Genomic DNA, 20,823 nt, shown 5'->3' with positions numbered 1-20,823 from the left:
AAAGGGATGAGCACATGAAGCTGATCACAGCAATCGTCAAGCCGTTCACGCTCGAGGACGTCAAGACCGGACTCGAGCAGGCCGGAGTGCTGGGTATGACAGTCAGCGAAGTTCAGGGCTACGGCCGACAGAAGGGCCACACCGAGGTGTACCGAGGCGCGGAGTACTCCGTGGACTTCGTACCCAAGGTCCGGGTCGAGGTCGTCGTCGACGACGCGGCCGTGGACAAGGTGGTCGAGGTGATCGTCGAGGCCGCTCGAACCGGCAAGATCGGTGACGGCAAGGTGTGGGTTTCGCCAGTCGAGTCGGTCATCCGGGTTCGCACCGGGGAACGCGGTGGCGATGCACTCTGACCCGAAAGGGTCCGAGAACTTCGGCCCTGGTTCCGTCGCGAAAGCGACGGGGCCAGGGCCGGTCTCGTCAGGGGGATCCGACGAAGCTGCGGACCTGGCCCGCGCACGCAAGGCCCTACTCACCGGAGGCGTCAAGAACAGGAGGCTCGACGCCCCCGCGCTGCGACATGCACTGGTCGATCTGCACGAATTCTGGTTGACCACCAAGGGGACCGAACTGGGCATCAAACCGGATTGTGGGTTTGCCATCGTCGCCGTGGGTGGTCTCGGCCGACGCGAACTGTTGCCGTATTCCGATCTCGATCTGATTCTGCTGCACGACGACATGGACCCAGCAGTCGTGGCCCAGGTTGCGGACAGCCTGTGGTACCCGCTGTGGGACGCGCACATCAAACTCGACCACAGCGTGCGGACGCTTCCGCAGGCGCTTCAGGTTGCGGCCACCGACATGACGGCGGCACTCGGAATGCTCGAAGCACGCCACATTGCCGGCGACGTGGAGCTGAGCAACTTGTTGATCAGTGGTGTCCGACGACAGTGGCGCATGGACATCCGCAGCCGATTCGACGAATTGATCACCCAGACCCGTACGAGGTGGGAGCGCAGCGGCGAGATCGCCCATCGCGCCGAACCGGATCTCAAGAGCGGTCGTGGCGGGCTGCGAGACGTCCAACTGCTCAACGCCCTGTCCATCGCGCAATTGACCGACGGGATGCCGGGGCTGGGACCCAACTCGCCCGGCGGCGGTCTGGCACTTGCGCACAGGCGGTTGCTCGACGTGCGCACCGAACTTCACCGCGTTGCCGGTCGCGCCCGCGACCAACTGCGAGCACAGGACGCCGACGAGATCGGTGCGGCGCTACGGATCGGTGATCGATTCGATCTGGCCCGCCTTCTCAGCGAATCGGCGCGCACCATCAGCTATTCGGTCGACGTCGGTATCCGTACAGCCGGAAACTCCTTGCCCCGGCGTGGTTTGTCGCGGCTGCGTCGCGCGCCGGTGCGACGACCACTGGACGAGGGTGTGGTCGAGCATGCCGGCGAAGTAGTTCTGGCGCGCGATGCGAGACCGAAGAAGGATCCCGGTCTGGTAATGCGGGTCGCGGCAGCGGCGGCCACAAACGGCATGCCGATCTCCGCGTCGACGCTCAATCGCCTGGCCGACAATGCCCCCGAATTGCGTGAGCCGTGGCCGAAGAATGCGGTCAACGATCTCTTGGTCGTGCTGGGTTCGGGATCGCGTGCGGTTCCGGTGATCGAGGCGATGGACCGGACCGGGCTCTGGGGTCGACTCCTGCCGGAGTGGGGGACCATTCGCGATCTTCCGCCGCGCGACGCCGTCCATACGTGGACGGTGGATCGCCACCTGGTCGAAACCGCCGCGTATGCAAGCGGATTCACCACTCGCGTCGCTCGGCCGGATCTGCTCATGCTCGGTGCGTTGATCCACGACATCGGGAAGGGGCGAGGGGGAGACCACAGCGTCGTCGGTGCCGAATTGGCCACCGCGATCGGAAATCGCTTGGGACTCTGGCCTTCCGACGTCGCGACGTTGACGGCGATGGTGCGCTACCACTTGCTGTTGCCGGAAACCGCCACCCGTCGCGACCTCGACGATCCGGCAACCGTGCAGCGAGTGGTCGACGCACTCGAGGGAGACGGGACCCTTCTCGATCTCCTGCATTCGTTGGCGGAAGCGGATTCGCTGGCCACCGGGCCTGGTGTCTGGGGCGACTGGAAGTCGTCGTTGATCGGCGAGCTGGTGCGTCGTTGTCGTTTGCTGATGGCAGGGGAGGAGCTCCCGCAACCCGATCCACTCGCTCCCGAGCAATTGGCCATCGCCGAGGAGGGCGGGGTTCACGTCTCGCTCGTTCCGGCCGAGAATGCGCACACCTACGTCGTGACCGTCATCGCGCCCGACGCACCCGGGCTGCTGTCTCGGGCTGCCGGAGTTCTGGCGCTGCAGTCCTTGCGGGTGCATTCCGCATCGCTGGGGTCGCATGCAGGTTCGGCGGTCAACTCGTTTGTCGTGACGCCGAGGTTCGGCACACCCCCGCAGGCGGTGCTGCTCCGGCAGGAATTGATCCGGGCTTCGGCCGGTGAACTGAATTTGCTCGAACTTCTCGACGCGAAGGACGAGGAGGCACGGGCAGAGCAGTGGGACGACCCGATCCAGACCAACAAGGATTCCGCGGTTCCGGTGCTCTATGCGCAGGCGCCACCGCGGGTCATCTGGTTCGACGCGCCCGGCGACGGTCAGGCGATCCTCGAATTGCGTACCGAGGACCGCGTCGGCCTGCTCTGCCGACTGGCCGCAGCACTCGAACACAGTGGAGCCGACATCCGGTGGGCGAAGGTCGCCACCTTGGGTTCCTCGGTGGTCGACGCGTTCTGCCTCGACTTCGGTGAGGCCGATACCCGCGCGGCGCGAGAGCGCGTCGAGGAGGCGGTGCTGGCGGTGGTTCCGGTGCCACAACCCAAGAAGAAAGAGGATTGACGGACCGGTTTCGGCAGTTACGCCCGCATCGGCTGGGATCGGTGCGGGCGTAGCGGCTAGGCTGGTGCCCGAGAATATCCACGGCTAACTCGCACGACCTTCAGGAGCGCACTCGGTGTTCGAATCCCTTTCCGACAGATTGACCGGATCTCTCAAGGATCTGCGTGGCAAGGGTCGTCTGTCCGGCGCCGACATCGACGCTACGGCCCGCGAGATCCGCCTTGCCCTGCTCGAGGCCGACGTCGCGCTTCCCGTAGTGCGCAGCTTCATCGCCAAGATCAAGGAACGCGCCAAGGGCGCCGAGGTCTCGGGTGCACTGAACCCGGCTCAGCAGGTCGTCAAGATCGTCAACGAAGAGCTGGTCGAGGTTCTCGGCGGCGAAACTCGTCGACTGCAGTTCGCCAAGACTCCGCCGACGGTCATCATGTTGGCCGGTCTGCAGGGTTCCGGTAAGACCACGCTGGCCGGAAAGTTGGCCAAGTGGCTCAAGGATCAGGGGCACACGCCCCTCCTCGTCGCCTGTGACCTTCAGCGTCCCGGCGCCGTCACTCAGCTTCAGATCGTCGGTGAGCGTGCAGGCGCCGCAGTCTTCGCGCCGCATCCCGGTACCTCCATCGGCGGCGGCGAGAACGCACTGGGCGTGTCCGCAGCCGACCCCGTCGAGGTCGCCCGCGCCGGCGTCGAAGAAGCACGCAACAAGCATTACGACGTCGTGATCGTCGACACCGCCGGTCGCCTCGGTATCGACTCGGAGCTGATGGCGCAGGCCGCCGGTATCCGTGACGCCGTCAACCCGGACGAGACCATCTTCGTCCTCGACGCCATGATCGGTCAGGACGCGGTCAGCACGGCCGACGCTTTCCGTGAGGGAGTCGGCATCACCGGTGTCGTCCTCACCAAGCTCGACGGCGACGCCCGCGGTGGTGCCGCGCTGAGCGTCCGCGAGGTCACCGGCCAGCCGATCCTCTTCGCGTCCACCGGCGAGAAGCTCGAAGACTTCGACGTCTTCCATCCCGATCGCATGGCCAGCCGGATCCTCGGTATGGGCGATGTCCTGAGCCTCATCGAGCAGGCCGAGCAGGTTTTCGACGCCGATCAGGCCGAAGCCACCGCAGCGAAGATCGGTTCCGGTCAGCTCACCCTCGAAGACTTCCTCGATCAGATGATGGCCGTCCGCAAGATGGGCCCGATCGGCAACCTCCTCGGTATGCTGCCGGGTGCCGGCGGCATGAAGGACGCGCTTGCCAACGTCGACGAGAAGCAACTCGATCGCATTCAGGCCATCATCCGCGGTATGACGCCGGCCGAGCGCGACGATCCGAAGATCATCAACGCCTCACGCCGACTGCGCATCGCGAACGGTTCGGGCGTCAAGGTTTCCGACGTCAACCAGTTGGTGGATCGTTTCTTCGAAGCCCGCAAGATGATGGCTGCCATGGCCGGCCGTATGGGCATGCCCGGCGCGCGTAAGCAGGTTCGCAGCAAGAAGGGCAAGAAGGGCAAGAAGGGCGGCAAGGGCCCGACGCAGCCCAAGATGCGCGGAGGATTCCCCGGCATGGGCGGATTCCCGGGTATGCCCGGCGGAATGCCGGCCGGCATGCCCGACCTGTCGAACATGCCCAAGGGTCTCGATCAGTTGCCGCCCGGACTGGAAGGCATCGATCTCTCCCAGCTCAAGCTGCCCAAGAAGTAGTCGGTGGCTGCGCTTCATCTGCGGGGTATCGGTCTGCCCGATGCCGAGCCGATCGAATTGTGGATCGTCGACGGGCTGATTTCCTTCGAGCCGGTGTCCGGTGCGGAGACGATCGTCGAATCGGGTTGGATCACACCGGGTCTCGTGGATGCGCACTGTCACGTCGGTATCCGCTACGGCGGTGGCGGCGGCGAAACCGTCGATGGCTTGCTGGGGCAGGCGAAGACCGAACGTGACGCGGGCGTGCTGTTGCTTCGTGACGCCGGATCGCCGGTCGACACCAGGTTCATCGACGAGCGCCTCGATCTGCCGCGGATCATTCGCGCAGGTCAGCACATCGCAGCACCGAAGCGGTACATCCCGGGCCTGCCGGTCGACCTGGACGACGAATCTCAGTTGCCGGCCGAGGTGGTGCGTCAGGCACGCGCCGGTGACGGTTGGGTCAAGCTCGTCGGGGACTGGATCGATCGTTCCATCGGTGACCTCGCCCCGTTGTGGAGCGACGAGATTCTGGTCGAGGCCATCGCTGCCGCCCATGCCGAAGGCGCAAGGGTCACCGCTCACGTCTTTGCCGAGGATGCTCTGCCCGGCCTGATCAACGCCGGCATCGACTGCATCGAGCACGGCACCGGATTGACGGACGCAACCATCGAGTTGATGGTCGCTCACGGCACGGCCTTGGTTCCGACGCTGATCAACATCGCAACTTTCCCCGAGATCGCGGACTCCGCCACGCGGTATCCGATCTACGCGGCGCACATGCGGGATCTGCACGCTCGTCGACATCGGACGATCGGTGCCGCTCACGAGGCCGGGATTCCGATCTATGCCGGAACGGATGCCGGCGGATCGATCAGGCACGGGCGGATCGCCGACGAGATCGCCGAACTCGAAGTTGCCGGTTTGACGGCGCATCAGGCGCTGGGCGCAGGCTGCTGGGACGCGCGGAGTTGGTTGGGTGCGCAGGGGATCGAAGAAGGAGCGCCCGCCGACCTGGTGGTTTATTCCGAAGATCCGCGCGTAAACCCCGATGTGCTCGCGAAGCCGATGCGTGTGATCCTCCGCGGAACCCCCGTGAGCGGTTAGGGAGTCCCCGCTCTCTCGAAGCGCGCACAGGGTGGTTTCCGAACGAGCCCACCCATCTGGCACAATGGACCATTGTTCGTCGCAACCGGTTACGTACCGCTGCGACGGTCACAGGATAGAGGCAAAACCGGGCTCACAAATCGTGTGGGTCGCTGAATTGCACGTGACATGCGCAGCACTGTTGTGCGCGCTGAAGGAGAACTGCAGCTGTGGCTGTCAAAATCAAGCTCACCCGCCTCGGCAAGATCCGCAACGCTCAGTACCGCGTTGTCATCGCCGACTCGCGCACCCGTCGTGACGGCCGTGCGATCGAGACCATCGGCAAGTACCACCCCAAGGAAGAGCCCTCGCTGATCGACATCGATTCCGAGCGCGCTCAGTACTGGCTGTCCGTGGGCGCACAGCCCACCGAGCCCGTCGAGGCACTCCTCAAGATCACCGGTGACTGGCAGAAGTTCAAGGGCCTGCCGGGCACCGAAGGCACCCTGCGCGTCAAGGAAGCCAAGCCCACCAAGCTCGAGCTCTTCCAGGCTGCGCTCGCGCAGGCCGAGAACGAGCCGGTTGCAGAAGCAATCACCCCCAAGAAGAAGAAGGCTGCAAAGGCTGACGAGGCCAAGGCAGAAGACACCGCGGCTGACGCCGAGGCTCCCGCTGCAGACGCCGAGGCTGCTGACAAGTGAGTGCCGTCGTCGCTGATGCGGTAGAGCATCTCGTGCGTGGCATCGTCGCCAATCCCGACGATGTGCGCGTCGAGCTGATCACCGGACGTCGGGGACGGACCGTCGAGGTGCACGTGCACCCAGACGATCTCGGCAAGGTCATCGGTCGGGGTGGTCGCACTGCGACCGCTCTGCGGACCTTGGTCTCCGGCATCGGTGGCCGCGGTATCCGTGTTGATGTCGTCGACACCGATCAGTAGACGGCAGTAAACAGGTGGAACTCGTAGTCGGTCGTGTCGCGAAGTCGCATGGCATCAAAGGTGAATTGGTAGTCGAGGTTCGTACAGACGAGCCCGAGGATCGTTTTGCCGTAGGTTCCGTGCTGCGTGGGCGCAAGCCGCGCGAGTCCACACTGAAGTCGTACACAGTGGAAGCCGCCCGGGATCATTCCGGGCGGCTTCTGCTGCGCCTGGAAGGCGTCAGTGACCGTGGCGACGCAGATGCGTTGCGCGGCACACTGTTTGTCATCGACAGTTCCGAACTCGAGCCTTCGGATGATCCGGACGAGTTCTACGATCACGAACTCGAAGGACTGAAGGTCGTCCTCACGGACGGCACCGAGATCGGTTCGGTCATCGAGGTATTGCATTCCGCCGCAGGCGAATTGCTCTCTATTCGCCGCGCCGGTGAGACGTCCGGTGAATTGCTGATCCCGTTTGTCGCAGCCATCGTCACCTCGGTGTCGATCGCCGACGGCGTCGTGGTGATCGAGCCCCCCGAGGGACTGCTCGACCCGGACTTCGGTGACAAGTCGAACAGCGACAATTCGAACTCCGACAGCGACTGATCGCTTGTCATGCGTCTCGATGTAGTCACCATCTTTCCCGAGTATCTCGAACCGCTTCGTGCTGCCTTGCTGGGCAAGGCAATCGAACGTGGCTTGATCTCGGTCGACGTCCACGATCTTCGGTCGTGGACGCATGACGTGCACAAAGCCGTCGACGATTCCCCGTATGGCGGCGGACCCGGCATGGTCATGAAACCCACCGTCTGGGGCCCGGCACTGGACGACGTGATCGGGCGCTCCGATTCTTCCGGCCCCGATGATGCCGAGACCATTCTGGTGGTGCCCACTCCCGCCGGCGTTCCGTTCACCCAGGAGACCGCGCACCGCTGGTCCAACGCCAAGCACCTTGTGTTTGCCTGCGGCCGATACGAAGGTATCGATCAACGGGTTTTCGACGACGCCGCCAAGCGGGTCAGAGTCGAAGAAGTCAGCATCGGCGATTACGTCCTGATCGGCGGCGAAGCAGCGGTGCTGGTGATGGTCGAGGCTGTCGTGCGACTGATGCCCGGCGTTCTCGGCAATCAGCTTTCACACCAAGAGGATTCGTTTTCCGACGGCCTTCTCGAAGGGCCTAGCTACACTCGCCCGGCTGTGTGGCGCGACCTCGAAGTTCCGCCGGTGCTTCTCTCCGGTGATCACGCGAAGATCAAAGCGTGGCGCCATGAGCAGTCGCTGCAGCGCACGGCCGAGCGTCGACCGGATCTTCTTCCTTAGGTATTTCGCTTCAACCAGGTGATGCTTGCGCCGTCGTCGAGCGATTCGGTTGTAGTCGGTGTGAACGGTGTCGGCTCGAAGTTACCTCTGATCATCGGTATGCCTGCGCCGGCGACTACCGGATACCTCTTGATGATCAACTCGTCGATCTCCGGTAGTAGTTCGCCGGCGAGAGTTCCGCCGCCACACAGCCAGATATCTTGTCCTTCTTCCTCTTTGAGAGATCTGACTACCCCAAGCGGATCGGCGCGAACGATGGTGACGGGGGGATCCTCGGCGTCAGGGATGGTTGTGGAGACGACGAACTGACGCAGGTGCGCGAAGGGGCTTTTCACTCCGGCGGCCAGCCCGGGCTCGTAGGAGCCGCGGCCCATGACGACCGTGTCGAAGGTCTTGTTGGGCGCGTCCTCGATTCCGAGAGCGGGCCGCACATGCGTTGGCACGGTTTCAGGATATCGATCGCATATCCAGGCCGTGATCTGTTCGGAGACCGGGAGGAAATCGAATTCGCCACCAGGCCCCGCGATGTATCCGTCGAGGGAAGCTCCCACGTAGTACACAAGCTTTCGCATATAACGCTCCGTTCGTAGTACTATGTTTGTAGTGGTTTAACTTAGGGTCGTGTCAGGAGTGATGTCAAGTGCGAAAGAACCCGGAACGCCGGCTTGCCCTGATCGACGCGGCAATCGAGGTGTTGGCCCGAGAGGGTGCTCGAGGCTTGACGTTTCGAGCCGTCGACGCCCAGGCAGCAGTGCCGAACGGGACAGCGTCGAACTACTTCTCCAATCGCGACGACCTGCTCACTCAAGCGGGTGGCCGGATCTACGAGCGACTGATTCCGGAGGACCTCGAAGGGATGATCGATCCCGTCAACGGCACCGATCGTGAGCGCCTGGTGACGCTCATGCTCGACGTGGTCGAGCGCGTCACCTCGTTCGGAACGGGTTTCCTCGCGCTCATGGAGTTGCGACTGGAGGCGACGCGTCGACCGGACCTGCGAGCGGTGCTGACCGTCCGCATCCGAGAAGACTTCGATCTGAACGTAGCCAATCATCTGGCGTCGGGCGTGCCGGGTGATGCGATGACCGTTCGCCTGCTCTATTTGTCGCTGAACTGGCTCGCACTGGATCGACTCACATTGCCGGACCTGTTCGGAGAGGAAGATATTCGGACGATCGTCGAGGCGGCGGTGGATCGAGCGTTACCCCGCGAATCGTAGAAGGTCAGTGTCGTTCGGCAGGTTTGCGGCGGAACGAGAAGTATCGATGACCGAAGAAGCTCACACCGGCGACGATCAGCATGACAACCGCCTGGGCGGGAAGCGGCGGGGCATGCAGAATCGACACCGCGATTGTTCCGAGTATCAGATTCAGCACCAGGCCACCGGAATTGACGACGATGAACGCTCCCAGGTCGCGTGCCACATGTCCGCGGACGCGGAAAACGAGAGTCCGATGCAGAACGAAAGCGATGAGGACGCTGATGGAGTACGCGCCGATCACAGCCACTTGATACAGATCCTTGTTGTCGAGGATCAGTGTCCAGATCACGAAGAGCACGTATCCGATCGCCGTATTAGCCACTCCGACAATGGCAAATGCGATGGGTTGATGCTTGACCACCCGAAGCAGTGGGCCGGGGTTCTCGGGTGATGCGATGTCTTCGGTCATGAAGACTCGGTTTTCACGGTGTTGATCCCGTCCTTGCGTCGGGTCCGCAGATACATCCACTCGAGCACGCCGAGTCCGAGGACTCCGGCGACCATCGAAGCGCCGCCGACCTTCCATCCCGGGGGACGCCACGTCAGGACAAGCTCTGCGTCCTTCGTCCCGGCGGGAATGTCCACGGTGACAAAGGACTTCGCGACGACGTCGATCGGGACAGGCTGACCGTCGATGCTCGCCCGATATCCGGGCCAGCCGAGCCGTGCGAACACAACCTTGCCGCCGGTCTCCGAACTGACACGAAGGGTGCTCGACATGTTCGATTCCGCGGTCGAAACAGCTTCGACGCCACGGGTATCGGCGATGCGGCCGTTTCGTGTCGAGACGGGGCCGTCGACGCGTTCGAGCACGGAGATGTAGTTCTCGTGACCGGGGTAGTCCACCCATGTCCACCCGTCGGGAGCCGGGTTCTTGCGTGCATCGGGGTAGAGAGCGTTCTGAAGTACGACGCGGTCCACGTTCATCAGGTCGACGATGGTGCGGCCGGTGGTGGGTTCGACGGTGAATGCGCGCCGAAAGGCGTCGGGGCAGACGCTCATGTCCCAGCGCATGCAGAGCAGATCACCGAAGTAGAAGTGCCCGTTGGGGGTGTAGCCGCTGGTGTAGGTCAGTTCGAGGTCTTTGGGGTAGTTGCCGAAAGCCAGGGAACCGTACGCTCCGTCGAGGGTTTTGTCCCCGGGTGCGATGAGTGCACGGTCGCCCAGTTGCAGTGTCGTGCCTTCGAAGTCGGGGAAGGCCTCTTTCATCTCCGAGCGGGATTCGGGCAGGTTCCAGCTCATCGGGGTTGGTTGCGCGGCCCGAACCTGGGCGTAGGCGATGGGGGAGACCGCGACGATCGCTACGAGGCATGCGAAAGCAGTGCCTTTGGTACGGCCGAGCCAGACCATCGCGGCGCCGAGTGCGGCAACGAGCAGGGCTGAGATCACATGCCATTTCGCGAGCCCGGGAGCTGCCGAGGCTGACCGAATCAGAAGCAGGCCCACGAGGATTCCCGCTGCAACGCAGCGCCCGCGCAACTTGTCGGTCGTGGCGTAACGCCCGAGCAGGATGCACACCAGAAGCAGGAGTCCGATGGCCACCATCGGAAGTACGCGCGCGGGCCACCGCAGTGGGCCAATCGTGCTCGGCCCGGCAGTCCACATGAGGACGGCGACCGTGAAGATCCCGACGGCGGTCAATTCGCGTGCCGCGGCGCGTGCCTTGCCCCAGTCGATGAATGCCAGGGCGGGTATGAGGAACCAGGCGATGTAGACCATGGGCATGGTCTGGATGTATCCCCACCACGAGGTGAACGCGGGCATCGTGCTCGGCAGGCTCGCGTTCAGCGATTCCGACCACGGGACGGCGAGGAATGCATCGTTCTTGACTTCGGATGCACCGCGCCAGGTGACGTCCGCGGTGAGCAGGCTCGGCAGATACGTCGCGAGACCGGCCAGAGCGGCACACGCGGACACCGCCAGAAGCCGCAGTGACGGCAGCCAACGCCGCTGATAGACAACTTCGCCGATTGCGACCGCGCCGATCATCAAGCCGGATTCGACTGCGGGGAAAACATATTGGACCGACATCGCGAGATACAAGAACACGAAGGTCGGGATCGGACCGCTCTTACCTCGGGCGTAGCGGATTGCCGACGCCCACGCCTGAACCATCCAGGCAGTGCCGGTGAAGGCAGTCATCCAACTGGCCGAGTCGAAGAACAGCAGGAAACCGGTGAACGGAATCGAGACGCCGGCGACGGCAGCCCACGTGGGCTTCGAGCCGTACTCGAGGCAGATCCGATAGACGCCGAGTGCAAGGATGATCGCGAAGATCAACTTCACGATCGTCGCGTACAACGCCAGGTTGTCGAAGGACGGTGCGATCAGGTCGATCAGGAGTTGCGGTGGATTGAGAAGGCCTGCTTCCTCGATCGCGTAGTTGCCCGCCATCCAGTTCTCGGGGACGAGCACCGGGAGGTGTCCTTCTCGCAGACTGCGGCCGAGCATGACCCACAGCGGCGCGTATTGGGACTCGGTGTCGTCGGTGTAGAAGTGACGAGCATTCGCGAGCACCACGGCCAGATAACCGGCGATGACACCGATCGCCGTGACGGCGCCCCACTTGTACACGTCTGCCCGGGCGAGAGTGCGAGTTTCCACCACGAGTTCCAGACCTTAACAGGGCAGGTGGGGCGTACGGAGACGCGAGCGCGTCACGCGCCGCCGGCATCCGAAGTCAAGACATCTCTGCGTGTTAAAGTTCGCGACGGTGTGGGCCCGATTGTGCCTGTCTCTCGGCGCCAGTCGAGCCCCCTGAAGGGAGTGGAAGCGAGTGCACTCGATTTCCGTCGTAGTGCCCGTTTATCAGGGCGAAAAGACGATCACGGCGCTCGTCGAGGAGTTGGACGGCCTGGGCACACCGAGTGCGACGCCCGGTGGTGCGCAGTTCTCCGTCGACGAGATCGTGCTGGTTCACGACAACGGCCCGGACCGCTCCGACGTCGTGTTACTCGAATTGGAGCGCCGTTTCGAGCAGGTGCGTGTCGTGTGGCTCAGCCGCAACTACGGCCAGGACGCGGCGACCATCGCCGGCATGGCCGCTGCAACTGGACAGTGGATCGTGACGATGGACGAGGACGGCCAGCACGACCCGGTGCACATCGGGGCTTTCCTCGACACCGCGCTGACGGAGCGATCCGATCTCGTGTATTCCAAACCCACGAACACACGCCCGCACGGATTCTTGCGGAACCTGACCTCGCGCGGCGCAAAGATCGTCTTGGCGACGGTATTCGCGTTCCCTGATTCGACGAGATTCGAAAGTTATCGCCTGATCCGCGGTGACATCGGCCGACAGTTGGCCGGCGTCGCGGCCAACGGCGTGTATCTGGACGTTGCGCTGACGTGGGTTGTCGGTAACACGGCCACGGCGCCGGTGACACTTCGAGCCGAAGGCCGCGAAGAATCCGGGTACAACTACCGCCGTTTGTTCTCGTTGTTCTGGAAGATGGTGTTGTGTAGCGGAACACGCGGTCTGCGGCTGGTCAGCCTGCTCGGAGTCACCCTGGCGTCGGCCGGCGTGATCATGGCCGCGGTGATCTTCATCGGGGCCATGACCGGCGACAACAATGATCCCGAAGGATGGGCGTCGATCATCATGGCGCTGCTGGTCTGTTCGGGTGCGATTCTGTTCTCGCTCGGGCTCATTGCCGAATATCTCGGTGTGGCACTGCACGTCCTTGTCGGAAAGCCGCTGTATCTGACTGTCGACTCCCCGCGGCCCGGAACCTCGATCGATCGGCGTAGTCGTGAGCACTGATCGCATCATCTTCTCCCGCCCCTATCGGGCATCGAACGAATTGTCGAATCTGGCAACGGTTCTGGAGTCCGACCACATTCACGGTGACGGACGTTTCACCAAGTCCGCGACTGCAGCGCTCAAGGCGATCACCGGATCCACGCATGCTCTGCTGACCACCTCGTGCACGCATGCACTCGAATTGGGTGCGCTGCTGCTCGAATTGGGCCCGGGCGACGAGGTAATAGTTCCGAGCTTCGCGTTCAGTTCGGCGGCGACCGCCGTCGCGTTGCGCGGGGCCACTGTTGTTTTCGTCGACATCGATCCGAGTACCGGCAACATCGACCCGGCGTGCGTCGCGGCGGCGATCACCGAACGCACCAAAGCTGTACTGGTCATGCATTACGGCGGAGTCGCCGCGGACATGGAACCTCTCCTCGACCTCGCGGAACTCCACGGCGTTGCGTTGATCGAAGACAACGCTCACGGACTCGGCGGAAAGTGGCGCGGGCGCTCGCTCGGCACCATCGGAACTATCGGAACGCAGAGTTTTCACGACACCAAGAACGTTCACTGCGGTGAGGGCGGCGCGCTGTTGCTCTCCGACGATCAGTTGATGACTCGCGCCGAAATCATCCGTGAGAAGGGGACCGACCGTGCGCGTTTCCTGCGCGGGCAGGTCGACAAGTATTCGTGGCAGGACATCGGGTCGAGTTATCTGCCCAGTGAACTCAATGCCGCCGTCCTCGACGCACAACTATCCGAGTTCGACGCGATTCAGGCGGCCAGGCATCGCGTCTGGGATGCCTACAGCGTGAGTCTGGGCGAGTGGGCGGCCGCGAACGGTGTCGTGCCCATGGCGGTGCCCGATGATCGCGAGCACACTGCGCACCTGTTCTATCTCAAGATGCCGACCGAAGAGAGCCGTGACGGCTTGATTCGGCACCTTGCCGGTGACGGAATCGTGGCGCCGTTCCACTACGTTCCGCTCGATACGAGTGCGGCCGGTGTGCGCTACGGCCGAACACCGCAGCCGTGCGTGCGTAGTGCCGAGTTCTCCGCGTCGATCCTTCGACTGCCGCTGTGGCCCATGCTCACGTTCGAACAACAGGACCGTGTCATCGGTTCGGTGCTCGAGTACAAGCAGGCTTGAGGACGAACACGACCGCGTGGATCGAATCAGGGCCCGGAAGCTTCGGGCATCGCCGAATCCGCGGTCGTGGATGCCGCTGCCCAGTCGTCGATGCTTCCGCTCGGGAAGAGAATCTGCGTGACGCCGGTGACCGTGTCGCGTGCGTGCAGTGCACTTTCGTCGTCGACGGCATCGGTGAACGAGGTGTCGGGATAGAAGCTGTCCTCATCCGTGTACTGGACGTCTTCTCGCGAACCGATCGCGATGATGTATCGGTTGTCGTCACCGACGATGCCGGTGGACAGATGGATCCACTTGTCCTCGACACAGCACATCCAGCCCTGTTTGACTCCTATGACGGGCTCGCCGAACAAGGCCTCGGGCAGGCCGAATCTCTGGTCGTAACCGTCGGTTCCTTCGGGAGTGGATTGCCGCAGGTACTCGACGAACTGCTCGACCCGTTCAGGTCCGAGTTGATCGGAGTCGTCGAGGACACCGCTGTAGAAGGTGACCAGGTCACGTGTCGTGGTCTCGGTGTTCCACCACATTCCGTCCCAGGGCGGCGTCGTCGCGGTCAGTGCGTAACGCTCGGCGACGCGGGTGATCACCTCTTGGCCGCCGACCTCGTCCCACAGGAGGTTGGCTGCGGTGTCGTCGGAGGATTCGAGCATCGCCGCCATGAGGGTGCGATCGTCGTCCGTGATGGGTCGCTCACCGCGCGCATCCTGATGAAGTAGATCCTCGGCGATGAAAAGTTTTGCCACCGAGGCTGTTTCGATCTGCTGGTCACCGGCGACGTCGAGGTACTTGTCCGAGGAGCGGTCGAGGATGGCGATGGAGACGTCCGCACCACGCCCGAGCGCAGCCACCTGAGCCTGTCCCAGGCGGCCGTCGAGGGTCTCGGCTACCGGAACATTGGTGTCGGGAAAGGCGGGGGTCTGCATCGGATCATCCGGGTTCTGTCCACCGCTGCACGAAGCCGCAAAAGTAACTGCGGCCACCATTGCGGCAATCCGGACGTACCGCGTACTCAATTGTTTCCCCCGGTAGCCCTGACACGGCACTGTTGCCGATCTTCTTGTCTCAGGATAGCGGTAGGGTCGGATCTCGTGATTCTCAAGACCGTGAACCAGCGCATTGCCGAGGAACTCGACGTCCGCGAAGGCCAGGTTGCAGCAGCAGTCGACCTTCTCGACGGCGGAGCCACGGTGCCCTTCATCGCCCGGTACCGCAAGGAAGTCACCGGCACGCTCGACGACGCCCAGCTGCGACTCCTGGACGAGCGGCTGCGGTATCTCCGCGAGCTCGACGACCGTCGTGACGCCGTGCTCACGGAGATCGACTCTCAGGGCAAACTCGACGATCAACTGCGCGGTCAGATCATGCTGGCCGAGACGAAAGCGCGGCTGGAGGACATCTACCTCCCCTTCAAGCCGAAGCGGCGCACCAAGGCGCAGATCGCCCGCGAGGCCGGCCACGAGCCCGTCGCCGATGCTCTCATCGGAGATCCCACCACCGATCCCGCGAAGTATTCGGACGAGCAGCTCGACGGTGCCCGGTCGATCCTCGTCGAGCGCTTCGCCGAGGACGCCGATCTGGTCGGTGAATTGCGTGAGCTGATGTGGAATCGCGGCCAGGTCGTCTCCTCGGTCCGCAAGGGCAAGGAAACCGATGGCTCGAAGTTTGCTGACTACTTCGAGTTCTCGGAACCGTTCTCCAAATTGCCCTCGCACCGCATCCTCGCCGTCCTGCGCGGCGAGAAGGAAGAAGTGCTGTCGCTCAACATGGCGGCAGACACCGAAGAACTCGCGCCGGGGGAGCGCACGGTCTACGAAGGCCGCATCGCGTCGCGGTTCGAGATCGCCGACCGCGGTCGGGCCGCCGACGGGTGGCTTCTCGACACCGTCAAGTGGGCGTGGAAGACGAAGTTCGCCGTCACGCTCGGTATCGACACTCGGATGCGTCTGCGGCAGTCGGCCGAAAAGGACGCCGTCGACGTCTTCGCCACCAACCTCAAGGATCTACTCCTCGCAGCTCCCGCCGGCGCCCGACCCACCATGGGACTCGACCCCGGATTCCGCACCGGAACGAAGGTTGCCGTCGTCGACGGAACCGGCAAAGTTGTTGCCTACGAGACGATTTACCCGCACCAGCCGCAGAACAAGTGGGACGCGGCTCTCGCGACGCTTGCCGGACTGGTCGCCGAACACGGCGTCGAACTGATCGCCATCGGCAACGGCACGGCCTCACGCGAGACCGACACGCTCGCTACCGAACTGATCAAGAAGACCGGCGCGCCCAACCTGACCAAGATCGTCGTCTCCGAGGCAGGCGCATCGGTGTACTCGGCTTCGGCCTACGCGTCGCAGGAACTTCCCGACCTCGACGTCTCGATTCGCGGTGCGGTGTCCATTGCGCGTCGCTTGCAGGATCCGTTGGCGGAGTTGGTCAAGATCGATCCCAAGTCCATCGGCGTCGGTCAGTACCAGCACGACATCACCGAATCGCTGCTCTCGCGTTCCCTCGACGCCGTCGTCGAGGATGCCGTCAACTCGGTCGGCGTCGACGTCAACACCGCGTCCGTGCCGCTGCTTGCTCGGGTGTCCGGAATTGCAGGATCCCTTGCAGAGAGCATCGTCGCGCATCGGGACCAGAACGGTCCGTTCAAATCCCGCAAGGGTCTCAAGGATGTCTCCCGCCTGGGACCCAAGGCATTCGAGCAGTGCGCAGGCTTCCTGCGGATCACCGACGGCGACGACCCTCTCGACGCGTCGAGCGTCCACCCGGAGGCATATCCGGTGGTTCGCAAGATCGTCGCGAGTGCAGGCGGGGACGTGCGCACCGTGATCGGAAACTCGCAGGCACTTCGATCGGTCAAGGCGTCCGACTACGTCGACGAGCGATTCGGTCTACCGACCGTCACCGACATCATCTCCGAGTTGGAGAAGCCGGGACGAGATCCACGACCCGAATTCAAGACCGCAACCTTTGCCGCAGGTATCGAGAAGGTCGCGCATCTCAAGCCCGGCATGACCCTCGAAGGCGTGGTCACCAACGTCGCAGCCTTCGGTGCCTTCGTCGACATCGGAGTTCATCAGGACGGTCTGGTTCACGTCTCGGCGATGTCACACAACTTCGTCAAGGACCCACGCGAGGTCGTCAAGTCAGGTGACGTCGTCAAGGTGAAGGTCCTCGAAGTGGACGAGGCACGCCAACGCATCGGGCTGACGCTTCGTCTCGACGACGAGGTGGGAGCGCCCCGCAAGTCCGAAGGCCAGCGAGGTGGGCAACCCCAGCGTCAGGGCCAGCCGCAGGGCCAGCGTCAGGGGCAGGGTCAGCAACGAGGAAATGGCGGACGCCAGGGCGGACGCGAGCAGCGACCGGACAACCGCGCGCCTGCTGCCGGGTCGATGGCCGACGCTCTGCGCAAGGCGGGCTTCGGCAAGTAAATCCGTCCGCCGGGTTTTCGAAGTCCGTATCGTCACAATCGAGTCGGTTGGCGGTATGAATCCGATCAGGGTCGGATCATGAATTCGGTGAAGGGAGGACAGTGATGCGGGAGTGGCTCGAGCGCGAGATCATCGCCCATGGCCGATTGCCGTTGCTGTTCTTCCTGCTCGGGTTCCTGTCCGCCTTCCTTTTCATCCGCCTCAGCGTCCGTATGATTCGCGCGCAAGTGAAATGGTGGCCGGGCAACATCGCGCCCGGAGGCCAGCATGTGCATCACGTCGTGTTCGGTGTGATCGCCATGATGATCTCCGGTGGTGCGTTGATCGCGGTCTACGTCGATGGTTCGCAGACCACCGGTGCCGTCCTGGCGGCGATCTTCGGTATGGGTGCGGCGTTGGTGCTCGACGAGTTCGCACTGATCTTCTATCTGAAGGATGTGTACTGGTCCGAACAAGGTCGGACCTCGGTGGATGCGGTCTTCGTCGCGATCGCCGTGACCGGTCTGGTGCTGCTGGGTTTCCGCCCGCTCGAACTTCTCGACGTCGCCGGATTCCGTGAAGAACGCGATCCGTGGATCAAATTGGTCTTCGTTTTCGTCGCGTTGATCAACTTCGCCTTGGCAGCCATCGTGATTCTCAAAGGGAAGATCTGGACGGGGCTCGTCGGCCTGTTCGTTTTCCCGTTGCTGGTAATCGGAGCGGTCCGCCTGAGCCGGCCGGGTGCACCGTGGGCTCGCTGGCGGTACACGCGCAAGCCGAAACGGATGAACCGCGCGCTCGAACGCGAACGGAAATGGCGTCGGCCCGTCATCCGGGCCAAGATCTACGTCCAGGATCTGATAGCCGGATCGCCGAGCGTCGAACATGCGATGACCGCGGCCGAGCAGGAACTGGACCACACCATCCACGCAGCTCCGCCGCCACCGATTTCCCCGCTGGTATCCGCGTCTGGCACAATGGACGGGTTGCCTGGACCAGGCAGCAGCACTTGATCTGGGCACGAACCAGACGAGCGCCGTTTCGGGAGACCGAAACGCGTGCCGCTCGGTTCCTCTGCTCCTGCGAAATACAAGGATGACATATGAACACCCTGGACTTCCTGGACAAAAAGTCGCTCCGCGACGACATCCCTGAGTTCCGTCCCGGCGACACGCTCAACGTGAACGTCAAGGTTATCGAAGGCTCCAAGGAGCGCGTGCAGGTCTTCAAGGGCGTCGTTATTCGTCGCCAGGGCGGCGGCGTTCGCGAGACCTTCACCGTCCGTAAGGTCTCCTTCGGCGTCGGCGTCGAGCGCACCTTCCCGGTTCACAGCCCCACGCTGGCCTCCATCGAGGTTCTGACCCGCGGTGACGTCCGTCGCGCCAAGCTGTACTACCTCCGTGAGCTTCGTGGCAAGAAGGCGAAGATCAAGGAAAAGCGCTGATCTTTCCGATGAGCCCGGCACCGCGTACGCGCGGTGTCGGGCTAATCTGGTTTCTGTGGCAGATTCTTCGAAGGAGCAGGCATTGTCGTCCGGACCCGAGAATCACGAGGGATCAAGCGGTTCCGCGGAACCGACCTCACATCGGCCGCAGAAGAAACAGCGATCGTTTCTGCGAGAACTCCCTGTTCTGATCGGCGTAGCGCTGGTACTCAGCATCGTCCTTCAGGCATTTGTCTTCAGAGTTTTTCTCATCCCATCCGAGTCGATGGAACCGACACTGCACGGCTGTGCGGGATGTACCGGTGACCGCATCGTGGTGGAGAAGATCGGATACCGCTTCGGCGATCCGGAACCCGGCGACGTCGTCGTCTTCAAGGGACCCGATTCGTGGAACACGAAATATGTGTCCAATCGGTCCGACAACGTTGTCGTCCGCGGTATTCAAGAGGTCGGTTCGTGGGTCGGCCTCGTTCCGCCGGACGAGAACGACTTGGTCAAGCGAGTGATCGCTACCGGCGGCCAGACCGTCGAATGCTGTGACGATCAGGGCCGAGTCCTGGTCGATGGCAAGCCGCTCGACGAGCCGTACATCAAGATGGATTTCCCGTTCACTCCGGGAACGCAAACGTGTGACACCGAATTGAAGTCGGGCCGCTGCTTCGGACCGATCACCGTTCCCGAGGGCCACGTGTGGGTCATGGGTGACAACCGCAGCAATTCCGCCGACTCGCGCTACCACGTCGACGACGAGTTCCAGGGAACCGTCCCGATCGACAACATCATCGGTCAAGCTCGTTTCATCGTTCTTCCCCCGTCGCGAATGGGCGGCATCGATGCGCCTGATATTCAGGGCAACTGAGTTGTCGGACCGCACACATGGATTCGCGTAGTTCCGAGTAGGCAGAGACAGTGAGTAGTTGGCCCCCTCGCGTTGTCATTCGCAGATCGGCAGGTCTGCGGACGATGGAGTCTGCGTTGGCGCGAACCGGACTCGGTCCGGTGGCCGGCGTCGACGAGGCCGGGCGCGGAGCGTGCGCTGGTCCACTTGTCATTGCAGCGTGTGTCCTGGCGCCGAAACCGCAAGCAGCCCTCGCGCGGCTCGACGATTCGAAGAAGCTGACCGAACGTGCGCGCGAGGAGCTTTTCCCGGCGATCAAGCGCTTGGCGTTGGCGTGGAGTGTCATCTCTGTTCCCGCTGCGGAAGTCGATCAGATCGGCATCCACGTCGCCAACATCGAGGGGATGCGACGAGCAGTTGCGGGCCTCGACCTCGAACCGGGCTACGTTCTCACCGACGGATTCCGGGTTCCGGGTCTGACGGCTCCGTCGCTACCGGTCATCGGCGGTGACGGCGCCGCTGCATGCATCGCCGCGGCGAGCGTTCTCGCGAAGGTGACCCGAGATCGTGTGATGACCGAGATGGACGACACTCATCCGGGATACGGCTTCGCGATTCACAAGGGATACAGCACGCCACTGCACATGGACGCACTCGACGAGCTGGGGCCGTGCCCTGAGCACCGCATGACCTATGCCAACGTGGTGGCTGCGGGAGTCCGGTTGGAACAACGCGCGGGCCGTACGGGATGATGGACGTTCAGACGAACTGGGAGGACTGGCTAAACCGATGAGTGCCGAGGATCTCGAGAAGTACGAAACCGAGATGGAGCTGTCGCTCTACCGTGAATACCGGGACATCGTCGGACAGTTCTCCTACGTCGTGGAGACCGAACGACGTTTCTACCTGGCCAACACGGTCGAGTTGCTGCCCCACAATTCAGACGGGGAGATCTACTTCGAGCTGCGGATGTCCGACGCCTGGGTGTGGGACATGTACCGCCCGGCGCGATTCGTGAAATACGTACGCGTCGTGACCTTCAAGGACGTCAACATCGAAGAGCTGGACAAGCCGGATCTGCGCCTTCCTGACTGATCTGCGCTTGCCGGACTGATCTCGACAACGAAGT

Annotated in this window: 21 protein-coding genes; 17 read left to right on the top strand and 4 right to left on the bottom strand. The window is 63.1% G+C overall.

What is annotated here, in order from left to right; all coding sequences use genetic code 11:
* Positions 1–14: 14 nt before the first annotated feature.
* The 8 genes from ABH939_RS07720 (at position 15) to trmD (ending at position 7,849) form a co-directional block, all read left to right on the top strand.
* Positions 15–353, top strand: coding sequence for a P-II family nitrogen regulator (locus tag ABH939_RS07720; protein WP_003942772.1), 339 nt, complete (start codon positions 15–17; stop codon positions 351–353).
* Positions 343–2,850, top strand: coding sequence for a [protein-PII] uridylyltransferase (locus tag ABH939_RS07715; protein ID WP_003942689.1), 2,508 nt, complete (start codon positions 343–345; stop codon positions 2,848–2,850). Before ABH939_RS07720 ends, ABH939_RS07715 begins: the two co-directional genes overlap by 11 nt.
* 115 nt (positions 2,851–2,965) lie before the next feature.
* Positions 2,966–4,543 (top strand): signal recognition particle protein, encoded by a 1,578-nt coding sequence (ffh, locus tag ABH939_RS07710; RefSeq protein ID WP_003942713.1) that lies wholly within the window; start codon positions 2,966–2,968, stop codon positions 4,541–4,543.
* Between the two features lie 3 nt (positions 4,544–4,546).
* Entirely contained in the window at positions 4,547–5,629 is a 1,083-nt protein-coding gene (locus ABH939_RS07705; protein ID WP_218748801.1) for an amidohydrolase family protein, read from the top strand.
* A gap of 209 nt (positions 5,630–5,838) precedes the next feature.
* Positions 5,839–6,309 carry a 30S ribosomal protein S16 gene (rpsP, locus tag ABH939_RS07700; RefSeq protein ID WP_003942818.1) on the top strand — a complete coding sequence of 157 codons (471 nt, stop codon included), beginning with the start codon at positions 5,839–5,841 and terminating at the stop codon, positions 6,307–6,309.
* Positions 6,306–6,548: an RNA-binding protein gene (locus tag ABH939_RS07695; RefSeq protein ID WP_003939023.1), complete on the top strand. Its 243-nt coding sequence runs from the start codon at positions 6,306–6,308 to the stop codon at positions 6,546–6,548. Before rpsP ends, ABH939_RS07695 begins: the two co-directional genes overlap by 4 nt.
* A gap of 14 nt (positions 6,549–6,562) precedes the next feature.
* Entirely contained in the window at positions 6,563–7,135 is a 573-nt protein-coding gene (gene rimM, locus ABH939_RS07690; protein WP_218748799.1) for a ribosome maturation factor RimM, read from the top strand.
* 9 nt (positions 7,136–7,144) lie between these two features.
* On the top strand, positions 7,145–7,849 hold the full coding sequence (gene trmD, locus ABH939_RS07685; protein WP_003942745.1) for a tRNA (guanosine(37)-N1)-methyltransferase TrmD: 705 nt from the start codon (positions 7,145–7,147) through the stop codon (positions 7,847–7,849).
* Here trmD and ABH939_RS07680 read toward each other — a convergent pair.
* Positions 7,846–8,421 carry a dihydrofolate reductase family protein gene (locus ABH939_RS07680; protein WP_065455565.1) on the bottom strand — a complete coding sequence of 192 codons (576 nt, stop codon included), beginning with the start codon at positions 8,419–8,421 and terminating at the stop codon, positions 7,846–7,848. The two genes, trmD and ABH939_RS07680, sit on opposite strands and share 4 nt — an antisense overlap.
* Positions 8,422–8,489: 68 nt before the next feature.
* On the opposite strand from ABH939_RS07680, the gene ABH939_RS07675 reads away from it, so the two are divergent.
* Positions 8,490–9,068: a TetR/AcrR family transcriptional regulator gene (locus ABH939_RS07675; RefSeq protein ID WP_042450812.1), complete on the top strand. Its 579-nt coding sequence runs from the start codon at positions 8,490–8,492 to the stop codon at positions 9,066–9,068.
* Between the two features lie 4 nt (positions 9,069–9,072).
* Here ABH939_RS07675 and ABH939_RS07670 read toward each other — a convergent pair whose 3' ends face one another.
* Positions 9,073–9,519: a GtrA family protein gene (locus tag ABH939_RS07670; RefSeq protein ID WP_030535434.1), complete on the bottom strand. Its 447-nt coding sequence runs from the start codon at positions 9,517–9,519 to the stop codon at positions 9,073–9,075.
* The gene (locus tag ABH939_RS07665; protein ID WP_215515851.1) at positions 9,516–11,714 is read right to left on the bottom strand and encodes a hypothetical protein; all 2,199 of its coding nucleotides are present in this window, start codon (positions 11,712–11,714) and stop codon (positions 9,516–9,518) included. The genes ABH939_RS07670 and ABH939_RS07665 overlap by 4 nt, the downstream gene beginning before the upstream one ends.
* 172 nt (positions 11,715–11,886) lie before the next feature.
* Here ABH939_RS07665 and ABH939_RS07660 point away from each other — a divergent pair, with 172 nt between their 5' ends.
* A complete protein-coding gene (locus tag ABH939_RS07660; RefSeq protein ID WP_003942691.1) occupies positions 11,887–12,873 on the top strand; it encodes a glycosyltransferase in 987 nt (328 codons plus the stop codon).
* Complete coding sequence (rffA, locus tag ABH939_RS07655) at positions 12,863–14,005, top strand: dTDP-4-amino-4,6-dideoxygalactose transaminase (RefSeq protein ID WP_003942806.1); 1,143 nt, start codon at positions 12,863–12,865, stop codon at positions 14,003–14,005. The genes ABH939_RS07660 and rffA overlap by 11 nt, the downstream gene beginning before the upstream one ends.
* 26 nt (positions 14,006–14,031) lie before the next feature.
* Here rffA and ABH939_RS07650 read toward each other — a convergent pair whose 3' ends face one another.
* Positions 14,032–14,988: a serine hydrolase gene (locus tag ABH939_RS07650; RefSeq protein WP_003942780.1), complete on the bottom strand. Its 957-nt coding sequence runs from the start codon at positions 14,986–14,988 to the stop codon at positions 14,032–14,034.
* A gap of 105 nt (positions 14,989–15,093) precedes the next feature.
* Between ABH939_RS07650 and ABH939_RS07645 the strand changes: the two genes are divergently transcribed.
* The 6 genes from ABH939_RS07645 (at position 15,094) to ABH939_RS07620 (ending at position 20,789) form a co-directional block, all read left to right on the top strand.
* A complete protein-coding gene (locus ABH939_RS07645; RefSeq protein ID WP_007729297.1) occupies positions 15,094–17,433 on the top strand; it encodes a Tex family protein in 2,340 nt (779 codons plus the stop codon).
* Between the two features lie 104 nt (positions 17,434–17,537).
* Positions 17,538–18,425 (top strand): hypothetical protein, encoded by an 888-nt coding sequence (locus ABH939_RS07640; protein WP_003942742.1) that lies wholly within the window; start codon positions 17,538–17,540, stop codon positions 18,423–18,425.
* An 89-nt stretch (positions 18,426–18,514) separates the two neighbouring features.
* The gene (rplS, locus tag ABH939_RS07635) at positions 18,515–18,856 is read left to right on the top strand and encodes a 50S ribosomal protein L19 (protein WP_003942791.1); all 342 of its coding nucleotides are present in this window, start codon (positions 18,515–18,517) and stop codon (positions 18,854–18,856) included.
* Between the two features lie 55 nt (positions 18,857–18,911).
* On the top strand, positions 18,912–19,715 hold the full coding sequence (gene lepB, locus ABH939_RS07630; protein ID WP_003942787.1) for a signal peptidase I: 804 nt from the start codon (positions 18,912–18,914) through the stop codon (positions 19,713–19,715).
* A 50-nt stretch (positions 19,716–19,765) separates the two neighbouring features.
* A complete protein-coding gene (locus ABH939_RS07625) occupies positions 19,766–20,446 on the top strand; it encodes a ribonuclease HII (RefSeq protein ID WP_024487346.1) in 681 nt (226 codons plus the stop codon).
* Positions 20,447–20,483: 37 nt separating this feature from the next.
* Entirely contained in the window at positions 20,484–20,789 is a 306-nt protein-coding gene (locus tag ABH939_RS07620; RefSeq protein ID WP_003942715.1) for a DUF2469 domain-containing protein, read from the top strand.
* Positions 20,790–20,823 lie beyond the last annotated feature (34 nt).

Origin of the sequence: Rhodococcus sp. 27YEA6 (genome assembly GCF_044908235.1) — a bacterium.
In the GTDB taxonomy this organism is placed as follows: Bacteria; Actinomycetota; Actinomycetes; order Mycobacteriales; family Mycobacteriaceae; genus Rhodococcus_F; species Rhodococcus_F qingshengii.
This window is presented reverse-complemented; position numbering and strand designations above follow the sequence as displayed.

Bases quoted from the DNA above. Each gene is read 5' to 3' on its own strand.
- ABH939_RS07720 (WP_003942772.1), top strand. From the start codon at position 15: ATGAAGCTGATCACAGCAATCGTCAAGCCGTTCACGCTCGAGGACGTC.
- ABH939_RS07640 (WP_003942742.1), top strand. From the start codon at position 17,538: ATGCGGGAGTGGCTCGAGCGCGAGATCATCGCCCATGGCCGATTGCCG.
- ABH939_RS07650 (WP_003942780.1), bottom strand. From the start codon at position 14,988: ATGGTGGCCGCAGTTACTTTTGCGGCTTCGTGCAGCGGTGGACAGAAC.
- ABH939_RS07670 (WP_030535434.1), bottom strand. From the start codon at position 9,519: ATGACCGAAGACATCGCATCACCCGAGAACCCCGGCCCACTGCTTCGG.
- ABH939_RS07680 (WP_065455565.1), bottom strand. From the start codon at position 8,421: ATGCGAAAGCTTGTGTACTACGTGGGAGCTTCCCTCGACGGATACATC.
- rplS (WP_003942791.1), top strand. From the start codon at position 18,515: ATGAACACCCTGGACTTCCTGGACAAAAAGTCGCTCCGCGACGACATC.
- trmD (WP_003942745.1), top strand. From the start codon at position 7,145: ATGCGTCTCGATGTAGTCACCATCTTTCCCGAGTATCTCGAACCGCTT.
- ABH939_RS07620 (WP_003942715.1), top strand. From the start codon at position 20,484: ATGAGTGCCGAGGATCTCGAGAAGTACGAAACCGAGATGGAGCTGTCG.
- ABH939_RS07715 (WP_003942689.1), top strand. From the start codon at position 343: ATGCACTCTGACCCGAAAGGGTCCGAGAACTTCGGCCCTGGTTCCGTC.